The sequence below is a fragment of the Formosa agariphila KMM 3901 genome (assembly GCF_000723205.1).
GTDB lineage: Bacteria > Bacteroidota > Bacteroidia > Flavobacteriales > Flavobacteriaceae > Formosa > Formosa agariphila.
Genome location: NZ_HG315671.1, coordinates 2,555,533 through 2,574,010 on the forward strand (window position 1 = coordinate 2,555,533; position 18,478 = coordinate 2,574,010).

Consider the following 18,478-nt stretch of genomic DNA (forward strand, 5'->3'; position numbering starts at 1 on the left):
ATTTAACATGTACAGTTTAATTCAATAAAAAATTAATAAAGAGAGTCCTAAGTACATGCTTTAAGATTTCATTATTTAAATCGATTTAAACACTAATTCACAATTAAGCATTTATCCATATTTTTAACAGTTAAACACTTAAATAACAACCATATTGATAATAAATCAAACTATTCATCAATAACACTAACTATTTTTTTTTTTCTGGAAGAACAATAATATAAGTCATATATAACTTCTATAACACCTAGTGTATATTCCCTCACGAATCTTATTTCTAATTATAAACGTAAGGCTTAATAGCTCTATTTTATAGACAACTAAAAACAACATGTAAGTTGTTTTGCAGACTTATACGAGAGGAAAACCTCTTACTCCACGTTATATTTAAAAGTTTCTAATCTAGAAACATATAAAATCAAAAACACCCTCTTGTTTAAGTTCATAATACACAAAAAAAGCCTTCTAATTAATCTTAGAAGGCCTTAAACTAAATATCAAATTTGTTTTACTTACTACTTTCTCCCTTTGCTACATGGGTTGTTTTTCTACGAGACTCAAACCTCATGATACTCTGATAATCATATGAATTATAAATATGAGATAATCCCCAACGAAGTATTTCAGTTGGTTCTTTTTCCACATCTGCAGTTCTATTTAATCCTATAGCATGAGCACTTACACCAGGTATAACAGACATTATTTCAAAATTAACACCATCTTCAGCCCATTGAATTGTGTTTTTTTCTGGACCATCAGTAGTTATTAATGATGCAATTCCTCCGTTGTAAGGCCATACACAAATTTCGTGACCACTGTTACTTATAGGATTATATTCAGATTTCACATAAGGTCCTTTAGGATTATCGGCAACAGCTACACCATGACGAATTTGTCGTCCACCAAAAGTAATTGCTTCTCCCATTTGCTCTCCTTTATAGTATAAATAGAATTTTCCTTTGTAAGGAATTATACATGGGTCATGTACTTTATGACTATCAAAATCTCCTTTTTTCTCAACTAAAAATCTATTTTGTTCAGTTCCTTTCCATATACCATTATCTGCTGGACTTAAAATAGGTTCTTCACTTTTTGTCCAAGGTCCATTTGGTGATGTTGACCATGCCAATCCAATTTGATTTTTAACTCTTACATTATAAGGAGATTTCACTGTTTGGTAACATAAATAATACATCCCGTCATTTTCCATAATTTCAACTGTAAAAACAGAACGGTCATCATAACTACCTTTTTCACCTCTAGCAACAGCTAAACCTTCTTCTTTCCATGTCCATCCATCTTCTGAAGTTGCATACCATATATCGCAACGATCCCAAGGAAAAACTTTATCTTTTTCAATATCTCCACCAAAACCTTGAGATGGACCAACAGATTTACTGTACCAAACATAATATTTTCCATCATGCTTAATCATAGCACTAGGATCACGTCTAACAACTCCTTCTTCATAGGCTAAATCACCTTTTAAAGGTTTTAAATCTGAAAACTCGATAAACCATTCGTTACCCAAATCGGTCGGCCATTTTAATGCTCGCTTAGATGCAGCACTTAAATGATTAACATCCGTAATACCTAAATAATCAATTTGTTCTGCAGTAGGCACTATAGTATCATTACAGTTATTTTCTTCTGGCATAGTTTTAGAGTTTTCTTTACAAGAACTCGTCATAATTATTAGCATCACTAATACTGTTACACTTATTTTGTATTTCATTTTATATTTTTTTTAAATTAATTGTTTATTTATAAAAAGGCAATAACTAAAACTCCTATAATCATAGAAGCTAACCCCAAGTACAATGCTATTTTTGCTTTTTGAGGAGCTCCAGACCATTCTTTTGTTAAAACTCCTGCAGATACTGCAGTGACTACAGACAATGTATTGAAAATTGCATATCCAATTGAGCCACCTTCACTACCTAAAACAAATGAAGAATAAGCAAACACAATAGATGCAACAAAATTTAAGGCAGCCATAAAACTTGTTAAAGAAATATTTTTACCTGCTTCAGGCACTTTGAATTTACCCCATAATTTCTTCTTAGACAACATTATCATAAAATATGGTACCACGAACACCCCGCCCGAAACATATACAATAAACATAGAAGCAACAGAAGCTAACCAAGGTTCATTTCCATGGGCCACAATTGTATCTCCAATAATATTTTTTGCAACTTCACCGTTATGAGTAATCTCTAAAGCCACATTAAAACCTGTACACAAAACACCTCCAACAACAGCGATAATAATACCGGTTAGCATATTACCTTCTGCCGAATTATCTTTTGTTTTTTCTGCAGCAGAACGTAATATACCTGCTCGCCCGTTAAAAATAATTCCAATTAAGATTATTGTAATTCCAAATAAAATGGTAAAAATTTTACCAGTATGAATCCCACCTCCTTCAATCTGTGGTAATCCAGAAAGCCCCCAAGGCAATAAAGATCCCACAACAATTATGGTACCAATGAATATTGAAAAACCCAAAGACATTCCAATATAATTAATGGCTTTACCCCAAAGCATCATTCCTACTCCCCATAAAAACCCTGGAATAAGCATTTTTAAAAGAACAGGAGCCCCTACATCTGTTAATACATTACTAAAATCATGTATCATTGAAAATGCCACAATAAAAGGGAACACCCAAAGCATAAATAAGTAGCATAATCCCCAAGCATTTTCGAAAGCATAATTTTTAATATACTTTTCGGGCATGGCCCAAAAACCAAGCATTATACCTCCAGCAATTGCTAATAAAATTCCCATAGTTTAGTTATTTAAGTTATTAATTAGTTTATATATATTTTTTACCAACCAAATTTGAAAATGGTTGTACTTTTATAAGTCTCGCCTGCCTTGGTTATAGACTTTGGCGATTCTTCTATATTTGGTCCATTCGGATAGCGATGTGTTTCACAACAAAACCCTCGATATTTTCCAAATTTCTGACCGTTTTCACGTTGCAATTCATCTGATGTATACTTCCCCGTATATAAAAGCATACAAGGTTCTGTAGAATACACATCTAAACTTCTTTGTGTGTTTGAATCTGTAATGGTTGCTGTGTGCATTAATTTAGAGTTGTCTGTATCAAAAATGTAGAAATGCTCAAAACCATCGTTCATTTTTTCATGTACATCGCCAATACGTTTTCCGGTTCTTAGATCATCTACTTCGTCTTCAACATTTAAAATATCACCAGTAGCTGCTCCCGTGTTATCTGTAGCTAAACGTTTATCTGTATATACTTTTGCTATGTGATTTTCTATATTTTCTGAAAATCCAGATAAATTGAAATACGTGTGATTGGTTAACGACAAGGGCGTATCCTGATCTGGCGTTGCTTCATATTGAATCGTTAACTCGTTATTATCATTCAATGTGAAGTTTACTGAAACATTAACATTTCCAGGAAAACCTTCTTCCAGATCCTTACTTAACAAGGTCATTTTAATCTTTGAAGCATCATCAGAATCAGCTATTGAAGCGTTCCATATTTTCTTATCAAAACCTTCAACCCCACCGTGTAAATTATTATCGCCGGCATTGTTAGCGAGTTGAAACGTTTTTCCGTTTAATGAAAACTCAGCATTTTTTATTTGTGAACAATAACGTCCAACTGTACCTCCAAAATATGGAGAATTGCTTTTGTATTCTTCTGAAAAATAACTCTCTAAATTATCAAAACCACAGGTTATTATTTCTGAAATTCCGTTAGATTTCGGCACTTTTATAGCCGTAATTGTTGCTCCGTAATTGGTTATTTTAACTTCAACACCATTGGCATTTGATAAAGTGAACAACTCAATATCTTGATGTTTTAAATGTCCGAAATTCTCTTTTGTCGTCTTCATAAGTATCTTTTATTGTTGTTCGTAGGGACTTAATTTTTCCCAATCGAAAATAACACCAACTCCAGGGTAATCAGGCGCAACAGCGCGATGATTCTCCACCACTAAAGGTCTTGTGGTATATTGATCTATTGGGAAACTATGCACTTCTAGCCAACCCGAATTTGGTTGAGCGGACACTAAACTTACATGCAATTCTTGCATCCCGTGAGAACAAGCAGGAATTCCATGTTTGTTGGCTAATTTTGCTGCTGCCAACCATCCGGTTACCCCTCCACAATTGGAAGCGTCTGGCTGAATGAATGCCAATTTAGCTTGGTCGAAAGCATATTCAAACTCATGAATGGTATGCAAGTTTTCTCCCATAGCTAAAGGGAAACCTGTAGCTTCAACAATTTCGGCATAACCTTTATAATTATCTGGAATTATTGGTTCTTCAAACCAAGTGATATTTTGATCTTTAAAGCCTTCAATCGCTTTAATGGCTTGCTCAATCGTCATTGAATAATTGGCATCGACCATGAACGTTACATCTGGTCCGACAAATTCGCGAACTGCTTTAATACGATCTAAATCTTCTTCTAAATTTTCACGTCCAATTTTAATTTTCACAGCATTAAATCCACTTTCTAAATAACCTTTCATATTATTTAAAAGCTTCTCTAACGGGAACATTAAATCGATACCTCCACAATAAGCTTTACATGTATTCCCTGCTCCTCCAGCCATTTTCCACAAGGGTTGATTTGCTTTTTTACAACGAATATCCCACAAAGCAATATCGACTGCTGAAATAGCAAACGAAGCTATACCCCCACGGCCCACATAATGAATGTGCCATTCTAAGAAATCGTAAATCCCTTCAATATCGGCACCATCTTTTCCAACTAAAACATTGGTAAAATCGTGTTCTACCATCGCCTTAATGGCAAAACCGCCTTTACCACCGGTATAAGTATATCCCGTTCCTTCTGTACCATCTTCTAAAGTGATGGTTACAGTTACCAATTCAAAATGATAATGATCTCCATGTTTGGCATCAGACATTACTTCTGGTAATGGCACAGTAAATAATCTTGTTTTTATTTTTGATATTTTTGTACTCATAATTGTATGTTATTTTTAAAGTAATTTAATCGCTATTTCTACAGGTTTCGAGGCTCCAAGTATTGTACTTCTTACACTTGGCAATGCATTAGAAATGGCAATTTTATAATTTCCTTTTATCCATGCTTTTTTTCCCTCTAAGTTGGTTTGATAAAAATCTTTATCGGTTAAAATGAATTCTAATTCTTGTGATGCTTCAGATTTTAATTCAATTCTTCTAAAATTTTTTAAAGCATATTTTGGAAGAAATCCTTTGTCATCTTCTGGAATTAAATACACCTGAACTACATCTTCTAGATTAATATTACTCTGATTTTTCACATCTACTGAAAATGAAAATGAATCACCTCTTTTAATCGTCTTAGACTTTGTTGCAACAGCCTCAAATGAAATTTTACCATAGCTTAATCCAAAACCAAACGGATACATAGGCTCTTTATCCATGTATTTGTAAGTGCGTCCTTTCATACTATAATCATCAAAAGGTGGTAATTGCTCTACGTTTTTAGGAAATGTAATTGGTAAATGCCCTGAAGGTGACACATCGCCAAAAATAACATCGGCAACAGCATTTCCTCCTTGCTCACCTGGATACCACATTAAAACAATGGCATCTACATAAGGTTCCACGTCTTCTAAAGACACTGGACTTCCCGTTCCTAAAACTAGAATTAACGGTCCTTTTTTATTTTTGCTAACATCTTTTATATAATCGATTTGGCTTTGTGGTAATTTTAAATCTTTTCTATCACCTTTATGTTCTGAAGCAATAGCATCAACCTCTTCGCCTTCAATTTCGTTTGAAATTCCAGCAACTAATATGGTTGCATCTACCGTTTTTGGCACTTGAACTGCCCAATTTAATGGGTTTAAATTATTTTGAAAAGGTAAAACGCCTAACCGGTATTCTACAGAAGTTCCTAATGAAACCTTATCTGCAACACCTTCTAAAACCGTCACCATATTTGGAGACATACCGTAATAATTTGCTATTAAAATTTCTGTTGAAGCGGCGAAAGACCCAGTAACATAAAGCGATTTAATATTTTTATCTAATGGTAAAACGTTGTTCTTATTTTTTAATAAAACGATAGATTGTTGAGAGGCTTTACGAGCAATACCTTTATGTTTTTCTGAATTGATAACTTCTGTTCCCAATTGCGTATATGGGTTACTAGCATCCGAATCAAAAAACCCTAGTTTGAAACGTATTAAGAATAATTTCTTCAGACGTTGGTCAATTAACTTTTCAGAAATAAGACCGTTTTCTACGGCTGATTTTAACTTTCCATAAACCCATCCACAATTTAAATTCACTCCTGCAATCATAGCCAAAGCAGCCGCCTCTTCTTGCGTTTTAGCTTTTTTATGACCTTTCATAATGTCGCCTAAAGCCCCACAATCTGAAACAATATAACCGTTAAAACCCCAAGATTTCTTCAAGGTTTCGTTTAATAAAAAAGTACTACTTGTAGATGGCTCACCATAAACCGCATTGTAAGCTCCCATTACACCTTGTACATTTCCTTCTTTTACCAAGGCCTCGAATGCTGGCAAATACGTTTCATACAAATCTAATTTTGATGGATTAGCATTAAAACTATGACGTAATGCTTCTGGTCCCGAATGCACCGCAAAATGTTTTGCACAAGCGGTTGATTTGAAATATTTATCGTCATTCCCTTGTAAACCTTCAACAAATGCCACACCTATTTTAGAGGTTAGAAACGGATCTTCACCATACGTTTCTTGTCCGCGCCCCCAACGTGGATCTCTAAAAATATTAACATTTGGAGACCAATACGTTAGTCCAGCATACATACCTCGATTGCCAATAGATTTTGAAACTTGAAATTTAGCCCGTCCTTCATCTGAAATCGCATTCGCAACTTCTTTTATTAATTCAGGATTAAAAGTGGCACCCATAGCAATACCTTGTGGAAAAATAGTTGCTTTTCCATTTCTTGCGACACCATGCAATGCTTCATTCCACCAGTTATATTCAGGAATTCCTAAACGTTCTATAGCTGGTGAATCAGACATAAATTGACTGCATTTTTCTTCTAACGTCATAGCGTCAACCAACAAATCTATTCGCTTTTCAAAAGAGATAGATTCATTAAACCACTCTTGTGACTGCGCATTTAAAACACTCGTTGCAGTTAGAATTAAAAATAATACATTGAATACAGGCTGTTTTGATTTCTTCATTTATACTCTTAAGTTATTTTAATTCTAAATTTTCAATGTTTGAATACGCATTACCGCGCTTCTCATTGAAATGCTCAACCATAATTTTTAATTGATCAGGATTTGATTCTGCTAGATTATGCAGTTGAGCGCTATCTACTTTAAGATTATATAATTGATAGTCTTCATCGATACCTAATTCTATATTTACCTGAGTATTAATTGCATCGCCCTGATATGGAGGAATCATAATCCAATCGCCTTCGCGATATGCTGTTTTTGTATTTGCTTCAAGAATTAAAGACTTGCGCCCTATTTGACTTTCTCCTAAAAAGGCTTCTAAAAGATTTTCACTATCTGAAGGTTTTATTTCTCCATCTATAAGCGTTGCTAAAGACGCCATTAAATCCACCTGACACACTAAAGCATCGGATACTTGTGGTTTAATACTCCCTTCCCAATAGGTAATAAAAGGCACATGCGTACCCGCTTCAAACAAGCTGTATTTTCCGCCACGAAGACCACCTTTTGGGTCGTGATTTCCTATTTTTTCAACAGCTTCATCTTCGTAACCATCATTTAAAACCGGGCCATTATCACTTGAAAAAACAATTAATGTATTTTTTAAAAGACCTTCTTCTTTTAATGTTTCTATAAATTCACCAATAACCCAATCGGCTTCTAAAATCACGTCGCCACGAGGGCCTAAACCAGATTCCCCTTCAAATCTCGGATGTGGTGTTCTAGGTACATGCGGTTGCTGTAGCGCGTAATACAAGAAAAAAGGTTGGTCTTTATGGTTTTTAACGTAAGTCTGTGCCTTCTCTAAAAAGTGATCGGCCATATCGACATCTGTCCACTTTGCAGCTTCGCCACCTTTCATATAACCAATTCTAGGAATACCGTTAACAATACTATTGTTATGGCCATGATGCCAGTTCATGGTTAGTAGTTCGGGATTAGAAATAGCCGTTGGTTCGCCTTCAAAATTTTTATTATAATTCACTTCAATAGGATCATTTGGATCCAATCCAACCACATTACCATTTTCAATATACACGGTTGGCACTCGATCTTGAGTCGCTGCCATGATGTATGAATAATCAAACCCAACTTCGTTCGGACTTGGAGAAATGTGGGAATTCCAATCTACATGCCCTGAACCTAACCCTAAATGCCATTTGCCAACAACTGCAGTTTCATAACCTTTAGATTTAAATAATTTTGGAAGTGTTTCTTGAGTTGTAGAAATTAACAAAGGCGCCGTTCCTGGAAGGATTTTAGCATCCTTATTACGCCAAGGATACACACCCGTTAATATGGCATAACGACTTGGTGTACACGTTGCAGAAGTGGCATAGCCATTAGTAAAGCGTACACCACCGTTAGCCAGTTTATCTATGTTTGGTGTTTGAAAAGCCGTTGCTCCATAGCAACTTAAATCGCCATACCCTAAATCGTCTAAATAGATAACCACCACATTGGGCTTAGTCACCACTTTTTCAGCTTCAATGACCGTGTTCTTTTTTTCACTTTTACACTGTATAAAAGTGACACTTAAAACTGCTAAAAGAAAATGCTTAAGCACATTAGATTTAAGATAATTCATAGAAATAGCATTTTAATTAAGCTTTATGTTTGATGTAAAAAGTTTTCTTTTCTAAATACTGTTCAAAACCATATTTACCATCTTCACCACCAGACCCTGATAATTTATATCCGTTATGGAAGCCTTGATGTTGTTCACCATGCCCTCTATTTACATAGATTTCACCGTATTCTAATTCGTCATTACATTTCATAATGGTGTTCATATCATTGGTAAAAACCATCGCTGCTAAACCGTATTCACAGTCGTTTGCATAACCAATAACTTCATCAAAAGAAGAGAACTTAAGCACAGGTAAAATTGGTCCGAAAGATTCTTCGTGAACAATCGTCATATCTTGTGTTACATTGGTTAAAACCGTTGGTTCGAACCAGAAGCCTTTTTCAAACTGTGCGCCTTCAGGACGCTTTCCGCCTGTGGCTACCGTAGCGCCTTCTTTGACAGATACAGCTACTAAATGCTCCATGTGTTTTAATTCTGAACCATTCACTTTTGGACCCATATCGGTTTCTTCAAGCATTGGATCACCTACTTTTATAGCTTTTACTTTGGCAATGAATTTATCCATAAACACATCGTAAATACCTTCATGTACATACATACGTTCGTTACACGTACATACTTGTCCGCAGTTATCAAAACGTGAATGTAATGCCGCCTCTACAGCAGCATCAATATCAGCATCTTCAAATACTATAAATGGGGCTTTACCTCCTAATTCTAATTGTACATGCGTTAAGTTATTAGCCGCTAATCTTGCAATTTGCTGCCCTACAGGTGTAGACCCTGTCATAGTTACCATTTTAGTAATTGGATTTTCCACTAAGGCATTCCCCATAACACGACCTGGCCCTGTCAGGATATTTATAACACCAGCAGGAATCCCAACTTTATTCGCTAAGTTTCCTAACTCTAAAGTTGCTAAAGGCGTTTCGGAAGTTGGTTTAAGTACAATAGTATTTCCTGCCACCAAAGCAGGACCTAATTTACGACCAGCTAAAGCTAAAGGGAAATTCCAAGCGGTAATGGCAACAACGACACCACGAGGAACTTTTTGAATCCAGATTTGCTCATTGGCATTATCTGAAGGAATGATATCCCCTTCAATACGACGAGCACCTTCACAAGCATATCTTATAAATGAAGCTGTAACAGCAACTTCAAAACGGGCTACTTTTAGAAGTTTCCCTTGCTCTTTAGTTAATAAATTGGCTAAATATTCGGTATTAGCTTCTATTTCATCAGCCAATTTATAAAGTAACTCAGCACGCTGACGTGCTGGTAATTTTTTCCATTCTTTTTGGGCTTTATCAGCAGCCTCCAAAGCTTCATTAGCTTCTTCTGCTGTTCCGTTTTGTACACGCGCCACAATTTCTTCTGTCGAAGGGCTTACAATATCAATTGTTTCTCCTGATGTTGATGTTCTCCACTCACCATTAATGAATAGTTGATAATCTTTTATTTTTGTCATAATTAATCTTTTTAATTATTAGTTTTTGTATTTATCTAGTCGCTCAATAGCGGCTTTTTCGTACTTATGTTTTAACATCCACAAGGGACGTTCAAGAGATACTTCCCATTCAAAAAATTGTTTATACAAATCGTTAACAATATCTGGATGCGTTGTGGCTAAATTGTTAATTTCAGCTTCGTCTTCAGCCAAATTGTACAATTCTGCTGGTCTATCTGGATAGCGAATTAATTTCCAATCAAGATGTCTTATTGCGCCACGAACCTCTTTCTTCCAATACAATGTTTCGTGCGGTCTCAATTTGTTTTCTCCTGTTACGTATGGTAATAGATTGACACCATCTAAACCTGTGATTTGTTTTTCATTACCTCCTGCTATATTGTAAAACGTAGCAAATAAATCTAAGGTGCTTATAGGATATTGGTAGGTTGTATTCTTTTGTTTATTTTTTGGTAAGGCCATTAAAAACGGGACACGAATACCACCCTCTAAGTGATTGGCTTTTGTGCCTCCTAATGGTTTATTTAAAGATGCATTAGTATCTGAAGGGCCACCATTATCATTTGTAAAAACAATGATGGTATTTTCGCGTAAACCTAGTTCGTCTAGCTTATCGATTACTTTACCGCAAGCACGGTCTAAAGCCAGAGTCATAGCCGCTAAGGTTTTTCTTTTTCCTTCTAAATTTGGAAACTTTTTTAAATCGTCTGGATGCGCTTCCATTGGGGTATGCACTGCATTAAAAGATAAATACACAAAAAATGGTTGCGCCTTATTTTCTTCTATAAATTGAATAGTTTCATTAGCCAAGGCATCGGTTAAATATAATTCTGACTCTTCAAAATTGCCAAAACCACGTTCCATTCGGTCTTCTTTTCTAGAGCTTTTATTGTTTTCGTCAAACTCGTAATAACTTCTAGCACCGCCTCTAAATCCGTAAAACGTATCAAAACCTCTTTTTGTTGGATGAAAACGATCGGCATTACCCATATGCCATTTCCCAAACAAAGCCGTTTTATAACCTTGCTCTTGTAGATATTCTGAAATTAGCTTTTGATCAAGTGGTAAGCCCATTTCATCTCCAATGATTCCCGAAGCACTCATGTATCCTGGTACATTGTTTTCTTCGTAACCAAATCGTTGTTGGTATTTCCCCGTTAAAATTCCGGCTCTTGAAGGGCCGCAAACAGCTGCAGACACGTAAGCTTGTGTAAACTTTACGCCGCTTTTAGCTAAAGCATCTAAATGCGGTGTTTTGAATTCCTTGCTGCCCTGAAAACCAAAATCAGCATAACCTGCATCATCAGATAAGATGAATACGATGTTAGGCTGATTTTGACCATACATATATGAAAACACCCCAAAAATAAATGCTATTAAAATTGGTGATTTCATGGATTTACTATTTTGAATGTTTTTCATATTTATTTAATTATGGAATGAATTATCTTCCCATCCAACCACCGTCTACTAAAACGATAGATCCATTCATGTAACTTGCTGCTTCCGATGCTAAGAAAACAGTTGGCCCAGCAAAATCTTCTGGTTTACCCCAACGTCCTGCAGGAATACGTGATAAAATAGATTCCGAACGTGCTGGATCGTTTCTTAAAGCTTCAGTATTATCTGTTGCGATATATCCTGGAGCAATCGCGTTTACATTTACGCCTTTCCCTGCCCATTCGTTAGCAAATGCCATAGTTAACTGACCAATAGCACCTTTACTTGCTGCATATCCTGGCACAGTAATTCCGCCTTGGAAGGTTAACAATGATGCTGTGAAAATGATTTTACCAGCACCTCTTTTCACCATTTCTTTCCCGATTTCACGCGTTAAAATGAATTGTGCATTTTGATTAACCTCAATAACTTTATCCCACATTTCATCTGGATGCTCTGCTGCAGGTGTTCTTAATATTGTACCTGCATTATTAACTAAAATGTCTATTTGTGGATGATCAGTTTTTGCAGCTTCAATAAATTTATATAGCGATTTTCTATCTGAAAAATCACATTGATAAGCTGAGAATGTCTTTCCTCTAGCTTCCACTTCTTTTGAAACATCACTTCCTGATAGTTCTAAAGAGGCAGAAACTCCAATAATATTAGCACCAGCTTCGGCTAAACCGATAGCCATAGCCTTACCTATTCCTCTTTTACAACCTGTAACTAAAGCTGTTTTTCCCTCTAAACTGAATGTATTTAAAATGCTCATAATCGTATGTTTTATTTTATATTATAATTGACAATCCATTAATACTTTTAATCCATCAGGATTACTATCGATATTTTCGAAAACTTGCTGAATATTACTCAATGGTTGTACATCGGTAATCATGTCTTCAAAAGGCAATTCGTTAGCTGTGATGAGTTCGATAGATTTTTCATAATCTTCTTTTTCATACACACGTGCACCAATTAAGCTTAATTCTTTCCAAAAGAACTTAAATAAATCAACTGGCTTTTTTTCACCATGAATAGCTACCATTACTATACGGCCGCGAATTCCAGCCACCTCACACATGACATCCAAAGCGGGTTGTACACCTGCAACTTCAAATACCACATCTGCTCTACGATTTTCTGTTTTACTTTTTACATAGTCTACTAAATCGATATCTAACGGACTTACAGCATCAAAACCTAAAGCTTTAGCTTTTTCAATACGCTTTGGATTGACTTCAGAAATAATAACTTGAGCGCCAACTTCTTTAGCAACCATCGCTACTAATAATCCGATTGGCCCACCACCTAAAACCACAGCTGTTTCACCTTCTACTAAGCCACTTCTGCGTACATCATGCGTTGCTACTGATAATGGTTCTATTAAAGCCGCCAATTTTAAATCGGTTGTTTCTTTTAGTTTATGTAATACAAAGGTTGGTACATTCCAATATTGTTGCATTGCACCTTCACTATCTATTCCAATAAATTTTAATTCTTCACAAATGTGATTAAAACCTTTATCTGAAGCTTTTACTTTACGATCATCTAACGGACGAACGACTACTTTATCGCCAATAGCATAATCTGTAACGCCATCGCCTACAGCATCAATAACACCCGACATTTCATGACCAATGGTTACCGGAATCTTTACACGTTTATCCATCATACCATGATAAATATGTACATCTGTACCGCAAACCCCTGCATACGCCACTTTAATTCGTACTTCATTAGGCGCTGGTGTCTCTATCTCTTTTTCTATAACAGTGAAAGTGTTATTACCTTCATAGTGTGTTGCTTTCATATTAACTTATTTATTTTAATTACTTTTTATTGAAATTACAGTATCCTTTATCCCTTTACTTTTTGCCGTTACCTGTATTGTACCAGGTGAACCTGTTGCTTGAATTACTAATAAAGTTTTTCCATTATGTGTTATGTTTTTATTAGATTGAAAAGGCTGAACACTTTTTTTCCACCCATTATCTACACCCAATAATTTTGCAGGACCGGTAATTTCATATGTAATCTCACGATTATCTATAGAAACAGGATTTCCTTTATCATCCTTTAATTGTACTACGATATTTGAAACATCATAATGATTTGCTTTAAGTAAAGTATTGTCTGGTATCATTTGAATTTCAGATGTTTTTGATGCCGTAGTAAGTATAGATTCTGTTTGAACTCCACCTTTTCTACCCCTAGCAATCAATTCACCTTCTACGAAAGGCACACCCCATTTATAGATATGATCTTGAAAATCTTTTAAATATTTTTTACCTAAAGACTTTTCATTTAAAAACAATTCAATTTCATCACAATTAGAATAGATTTCGATAGAAACCATTTCTCCTTTTTTATAGTTCCAATGCGTATTTACATCTTGCCATTCCCAAAGAGCTTGTTTCCATTTTTCAGGGTCTTTAGCTACTATTTCTCCTTTATCATTAATTTTATTTATAGACTTATCTATTGTTTGTGTAGCGATATGAATCATTGGCTTATCTGTCCACAGTGACTTCATCATATAATAGGATCCTTTTGGAAAACCTGCTGTTGTTAATAAACCTGAAGGCTGAACACGTACTGGCCAAGGCTCTCTAATTTCTCCCATATAATCGACTCCCGTCCAAAGAAATGTTCCAGAAATAAACGGGCGTTCCATGACTGCTTTCCACTCATGAAACTGAGGAAGACTTTCTGTACCCATAATTGGTTTATCTGGATAATTTTCATGTCCATAATCATATAAGACACTTCTGTAACTATACCCTATTACATCTAAAGCATCTGAATACCCAGATAAATGGCTCACAGAAGGTAAGATCATGTTAGCTGTGATAGGACGTGTAGTATCTAAAGATTTTGCCCATCGCGATAATTTATTTGCAGTTTTACCTATATCGTATTTAGCTTTTGGTAAAACTTCTAATTGTTTTTTAATTTGTTCTGGGGTAAAAGGTGGCTCAGACCAAAAGTAACTTCCATTCCAATCTAGGTTATTAAAAAAACCTGTCGCATCTGCGTTTCTAGGATAGGTCCATTCAATTTCATTTCCTATACTCCACTGAATTATTGAAGGGTGATTACGGTGACTTAACATTACATTTGTTAAATCTTTCTGAGCCCATTCCTGAAAATGTTCGCCATAACCATTTGTTATATAATCAACCGATTGTTGATTCATATTATAACGCTTATCTTTTGGGTTATCCCATTCGTCGAAGAACTCATCTTGAACTAAAAAGCCCATTTCATCACATAAATCTAAAAATTCAGTTGAACCTGGATGATGTGAAATTCGTATTGCATTTGCACCTCCATCTTTTAGAATTTGAAGACGTCTCTTCCAAACACCTTTAGGAACTGCAGTACCTACAAGTCCACCATCTTGGTGCAAACACAATCCCTTTATTTTTATATGTTCTTCATTCAAGAAAAAACCTTTATTAACATCAAATTCAATTGATCGTATTCCAAAAGGTGTTTCAACGCGATCTATTACTGTGTTATTTTTAGTGATAATAGTTACCGCTTTATAACGGTTAGGAGAGCTTATACTCCATAGCTGAGGATTGGCCACAGTTAATTGTTGAGTAATCTCTCCTTTAGACTTAGCATTAACAGAAACTTCTGTGCTTGTCTTAGTAACTTCTTTATTATTTGCATCTAAGACTTTAGAGGTAACTACTACTTTTTCATTGGTATCAAATTCATTATTAAAACTTATATCAACTTGTACTTCAGACTTCTCTTTAGAAACCACAGGTGTCGTAATAAATGTGCCCCATATAGGAACATGTAATTTATTAGTTGTTATAAGTTTTACATTTCTATAAATCCCTGCTCCAGTATACCAACGACTATCAGCAAATCGGCTATGATCTATTTTAACAATAAGGGTGTTAGCTTTTCCGTTAGTATTTAAATATGGTGTTAAATCGTAGTAAAAAGGAGAATATCCATACGGGTGGAAACCCAGTTTATTTCCATTTAAATACACTTCAGAATTATTATAAACACCATCAAATAAAATATATGTTAGCTCATTATCTTTTGAACTAACTTGAAATTCTTTTTTATAATACCCATACCCTACACTAGGTATAAATCCAGTTGCTTTAGCATCTTTCCCTAAAGATTCATCAAAATCGTTTTCGACAACCCAGTCATGTGGTAGATTTACTTTTTTATAGTTAGTATCAAGAATACTATTGTAGTCAACATCTGTTTCACTTAAATAAAAACTCCAATCTAGATTAAAATCTAATTCCCTATTTAATTCACTTGTATTTTGCGAAAAAGACAAAAATTGAATCAAACCAATAAAAACAACACAAATTATATTCCTCATTTTTAACAAATTATTAGAATACAAAATTGGTTGATATTATTAATAATAAGTCTTTTTCAAACTAGACTAGAACTATACAATACCTGTTTAGCTCTCTATTTAACTACAAATACACTGAACAATTCATTAAACCTTGCTCTTTTATGGGAAATTTAAAAGCTAAGTATTTGGAAATATTTTTACGCTAGTTCATATAGAATTCTCGTAAGTATTATGCAATAGATTGCATTTTAAATCAATAATAAGTCATGTTTATTGTTAGCTTGAAGAACATAAATTAACTATTCAAAAACATAAAATTACATGGATAAAAACTGAAAGTAGTGCAGTAATAACAAGTAAAACCTCCTATTCCTTCAAAAAATTATCTAGACAAATAAAAGATACCAATCACTACTCTCTCTAATTAACTTATCATCAATACGAGCTACAGAAAATATAAAAATTATTAATTCATCTATTTACACAATGATATTTTACTAAATTCTTAGTATTTATTATATTTTTTAATAATTTAACACTAGACAATAACTGAACATTATAAACTATTTAACAGCTTAACAACATAACAACCACACTACACCCATAAAACATAACAACCTACAATACAACAACTTAACACCACAAATACCAACCTAAATAACAACAAAACCGTATTAAAACTAGACAAAACATATCTTATCTACTAAACCAAAACCTAAAAATCACTATTTATTTTATTTACATTTGAAAAACAAGCAAACCAAACTTTAGTACATGTCTTACTGTACAAAAGAAACTAACATTCAATTCATTAAACCAAATGAAACTATTTAAACTTTTAGCTATTTTTTTATGCACCTATTTTCAATCACAATATGTATTAAGTCAAGAGCATATAGAACGAGATTCGTTTTATAAGAAAGCAGAAATATTGAAATTTGATAAGCCTGATACTGCTGCATTTTATTTTCAAAAAAGTGTAAATTTTCAACTTCAAAAAAAAGACACATTAGCCGCAATTAATAGTTTAAAAGAGTTATCATTCTTATATGCACACAATGTTAATTATGGAAAATCATATGATGGATATTGGGACGCACTGTTGTTAGCTGATAAATCTAAAGATTCTGTTTCTATAGCTAGTATTTATAATCAGTTGGGATGGCTATATAGCTTTTATAAAAGAGATACAGAAGCACTAAAATACTTTAACAAATCTTTAGTTATCAATAAAAAACTAAAAATTGCCCCCTTAGACTACAATACTAAATTAAGAAGTGATTATTTTTCAATAGCTGTTTTTCACAGAGACAATGCACAATTTGAATTGGCTCGAAAATATCTTGATAGTAGTAACATTTATCACAAGAAAATGACAAACACTACTCCGTATTTTGCAAATTCAGAACTGGGATATATATTATGTAAAGAAGGAAAATTTTCTGAAGGATTAGAGTTGCTTAAAGTTTCTGAATCTTATTTCGAAAAGGCAGACCCTTCGTATTTAACAATGATATATTATTTGTTAGGTGAAGTATATCAAGATTTAAATAATTTTGAATTGAGTGAAAATTATTTAAAAAAATCATTAGAATTTGGCGAGAAATACCATACTCATAGTAATTATGCTCCTAGAAATTATCTATCCCTTTCGGAACTGTATTATAAGAACAATAAACCTAAAGAAGCGTATGAAGCATTACTAGAGGCCAACGAACTTAATAATAATATTTTTGGAAGCCGTAGTGAGACCAATCAACATTTACTAGAAATTAAGGATGATTTTAGAGTAGAAAAACAGAAACAAGAAGCACTAATAAAAGAAAAGCGTTTAGCAGAACTAGAGCATGAAGACAGAATCTGGCTACTTAAAACCATCTTATTAATTGTTGTTGTCTTATTTGTATCACTCTTTGCTGGTCTATTTGTAAGAAACTTAAGGATTAAACATAAATCTGAAAAATTAAACTTAAAAAAACAGCAAGAAATTGAACGTAAAAGACAACATGATATTTTAGAATTAAAAAATAAACAACTAGCTTCTTCTGCATTACAACTTATTGAAAAGGATGAATTCTTAGAAAGTATAAACATAAAATTATCAAAACAAAATAGTCAAATAGACACCAACGTTATTAAACGGATGGTGAAAAGTATTCAAGGAAATACCGCAAGTAACTGGAAAGAGTTCGAGGCACGTTTTACTAATATCAATCAAAGTTTTTATGCTAATCTTACTGATAAATTTCCTAAGTTAAGTCAAACAGACCAGAAACTATGTGCTCTAATAAAGCTTAATTTTTCAAGTAAAGAAATGGCTTCTATTTTAGGAATTAGTGTAGAAAGTGTTCACACATCAAGATATCGATTACGAAAAAAATTAGGTTTAGAACGTAATGACAATCTTACCGATTTTATCAATGAATTCTAAACCT

General features: G+C 34.0%; 12 protein-coding genes. 1 reads left to right on the top strand and 11 read right to left on the bottom strand.

Annotated features, from left to right (window positions below; all coding sequences use genetic code 11):
• Positions 1–508: 508 nt before the first annotated feature.
• The 11 genes from BN863_RS10780 to BN863_RS10830 all read right to left on the bottom strand — a co-directional run bounded on the left by BN863_RS10780 (position 509) and on the right by BN863_RS10830 (position 16,061).
• A complete protein-coding gene (locus BN863_RS10780) occupies positions 509–1,657 on the bottom strand; it encodes a glycoside hydrolase family 117 protein (protein ID WP_394331998.1) in 1,149 nt (382 codons plus the stop codon).
• A gap of 107 nt (positions 1,658–1,764) precedes the next feature.
• Positions 1,765–2,793, bottom strand: coding sequence for an L-rhamnose/proton symporter RhaT (locus BN863_RS10785; RefSeq protein WP_038530418.1), 1,029 nt, complete (start codon positions 2,791–2,793; stop codon positions 1,765–1,767).
• Between the two features lie 41 nt (positions 2,794–2,834).
• On the bottom strand, positions 2,835–3,881 hold the full coding sequence (locus BN863_RS10790; protein WP_038530420.1) for an aldose epimerase family protein: 1,047 nt from the start codon (positions 3,879–3,881) through the stop codon (positions 2,835–2,837).
• Positions 3,882–3,890: 9 nt separating this feature from the next.
• Complete coding sequence (locus BN863_RS10795) at positions 3,891–4,985, bottom strand: mandelate racemase/muconate lactonizing enzyme family protein (protein WP_038530424.1); 1,095 nt, start codon at positions 4,983–4,985, stop codon at positions 3,891–3,893.
• 15 nt (positions 4,986–5,000) lie between these two features.
• Complete coding sequence (locus BN863_RS10800; RefSeq protein WP_038530427.1) at positions 5,001–7,196, bottom strand: glycoside hydrolase family 3 C-terminal domain-containing protein; 2,196 nt, start codon at positions 7,194–7,196, stop codon at positions 5,001–5,003.
• Between the two features lie 13 nt (positions 7,197–7,209).
• A complete protein-coding gene (locus BN863_RS10805) occupies positions 7,210–8,784 on the bottom strand; it encodes a sulfatase family protein (RefSeq protein ID WP_038530429.1) in 1,575 nt (524 codons plus the stop codon).
• Positions 8,785–8,800: 16 nt separating this feature from the next.
• On the bottom strand, positions 8,801–10,255 hold the full coding sequence (gene aldA, locus BN863_RS10810) for an aldehyde dehydrogenase (protein ID WP_038530431.1): 1,455 nt from the start codon (positions 10,253–10,255) through the stop codon (positions 8,801–8,803).
• 18 nt (positions 10,256–10,273) lie between these two features.
• Positions 10,274–11,650, bottom strand: a complete 1,377-nt coding sequence (locus tag BN863_RS10815; RefSeq protein WP_051774959.1) for a sulfatase — start codon at positions 11,648–11,650, stop codon at positions 10,274–10,276.
• A 49-nt stretch (positions 11,651–11,699) separates the two neighbouring features.
• Complete coding sequence (locus tag BN863_RS10820) at positions 11,700–12,464, bottom strand: SDR family NAD(P)-dependent oxidoreductase (RefSeq protein WP_193363894.1); 765 nt, start codon at positions 12,462–12,464, stop codon at positions 11,700–11,702.
• A gap of 27 nt (positions 12,465–12,491) precedes the next feature.
• Positions 12,492–13,508 carry a (R,R)-butanediol dehydrogenase gene (locus BN863_RS10825; RefSeq protein WP_038530439.1) on the bottom strand — a complete coding sequence of 339 codons (1,017 nt, stop codon included), beginning with the start codon at positions 13,506–13,508 and terminating at the stop codon, positions 12,492–12,494.
• 15 nt (positions 13,509–13,523) lie between these two features.
• A complete protein-coding gene (locus BN863_RS10830) occupies positions 13,524–16,061 on the bottom strand; it encodes a glycoside hydrolase family 2 TIM barrel-domain containing protein (protein WP_038530442.1) in 2,538 nt (845 codons plus the stop codon).
• An 802-nt stretch (positions 16,062–16,863) separates the two neighbouring features.
• Here BN863_RS10830 and BN863_RS10835 point away from each other — a divergent pair.
• Positions 16,864–18,474: a tetratricopeptide repeat protein gene (locus BN863_RS10835; protein WP_038530444.1), complete on the top strand. Its 1,611-nt coding sequence runs from the start codon at positions 16,864–16,866 to the stop codon at positions 18,472–18,474.
• Positions 18,475–18,478 lie beyond the last annotated feature (4 nt).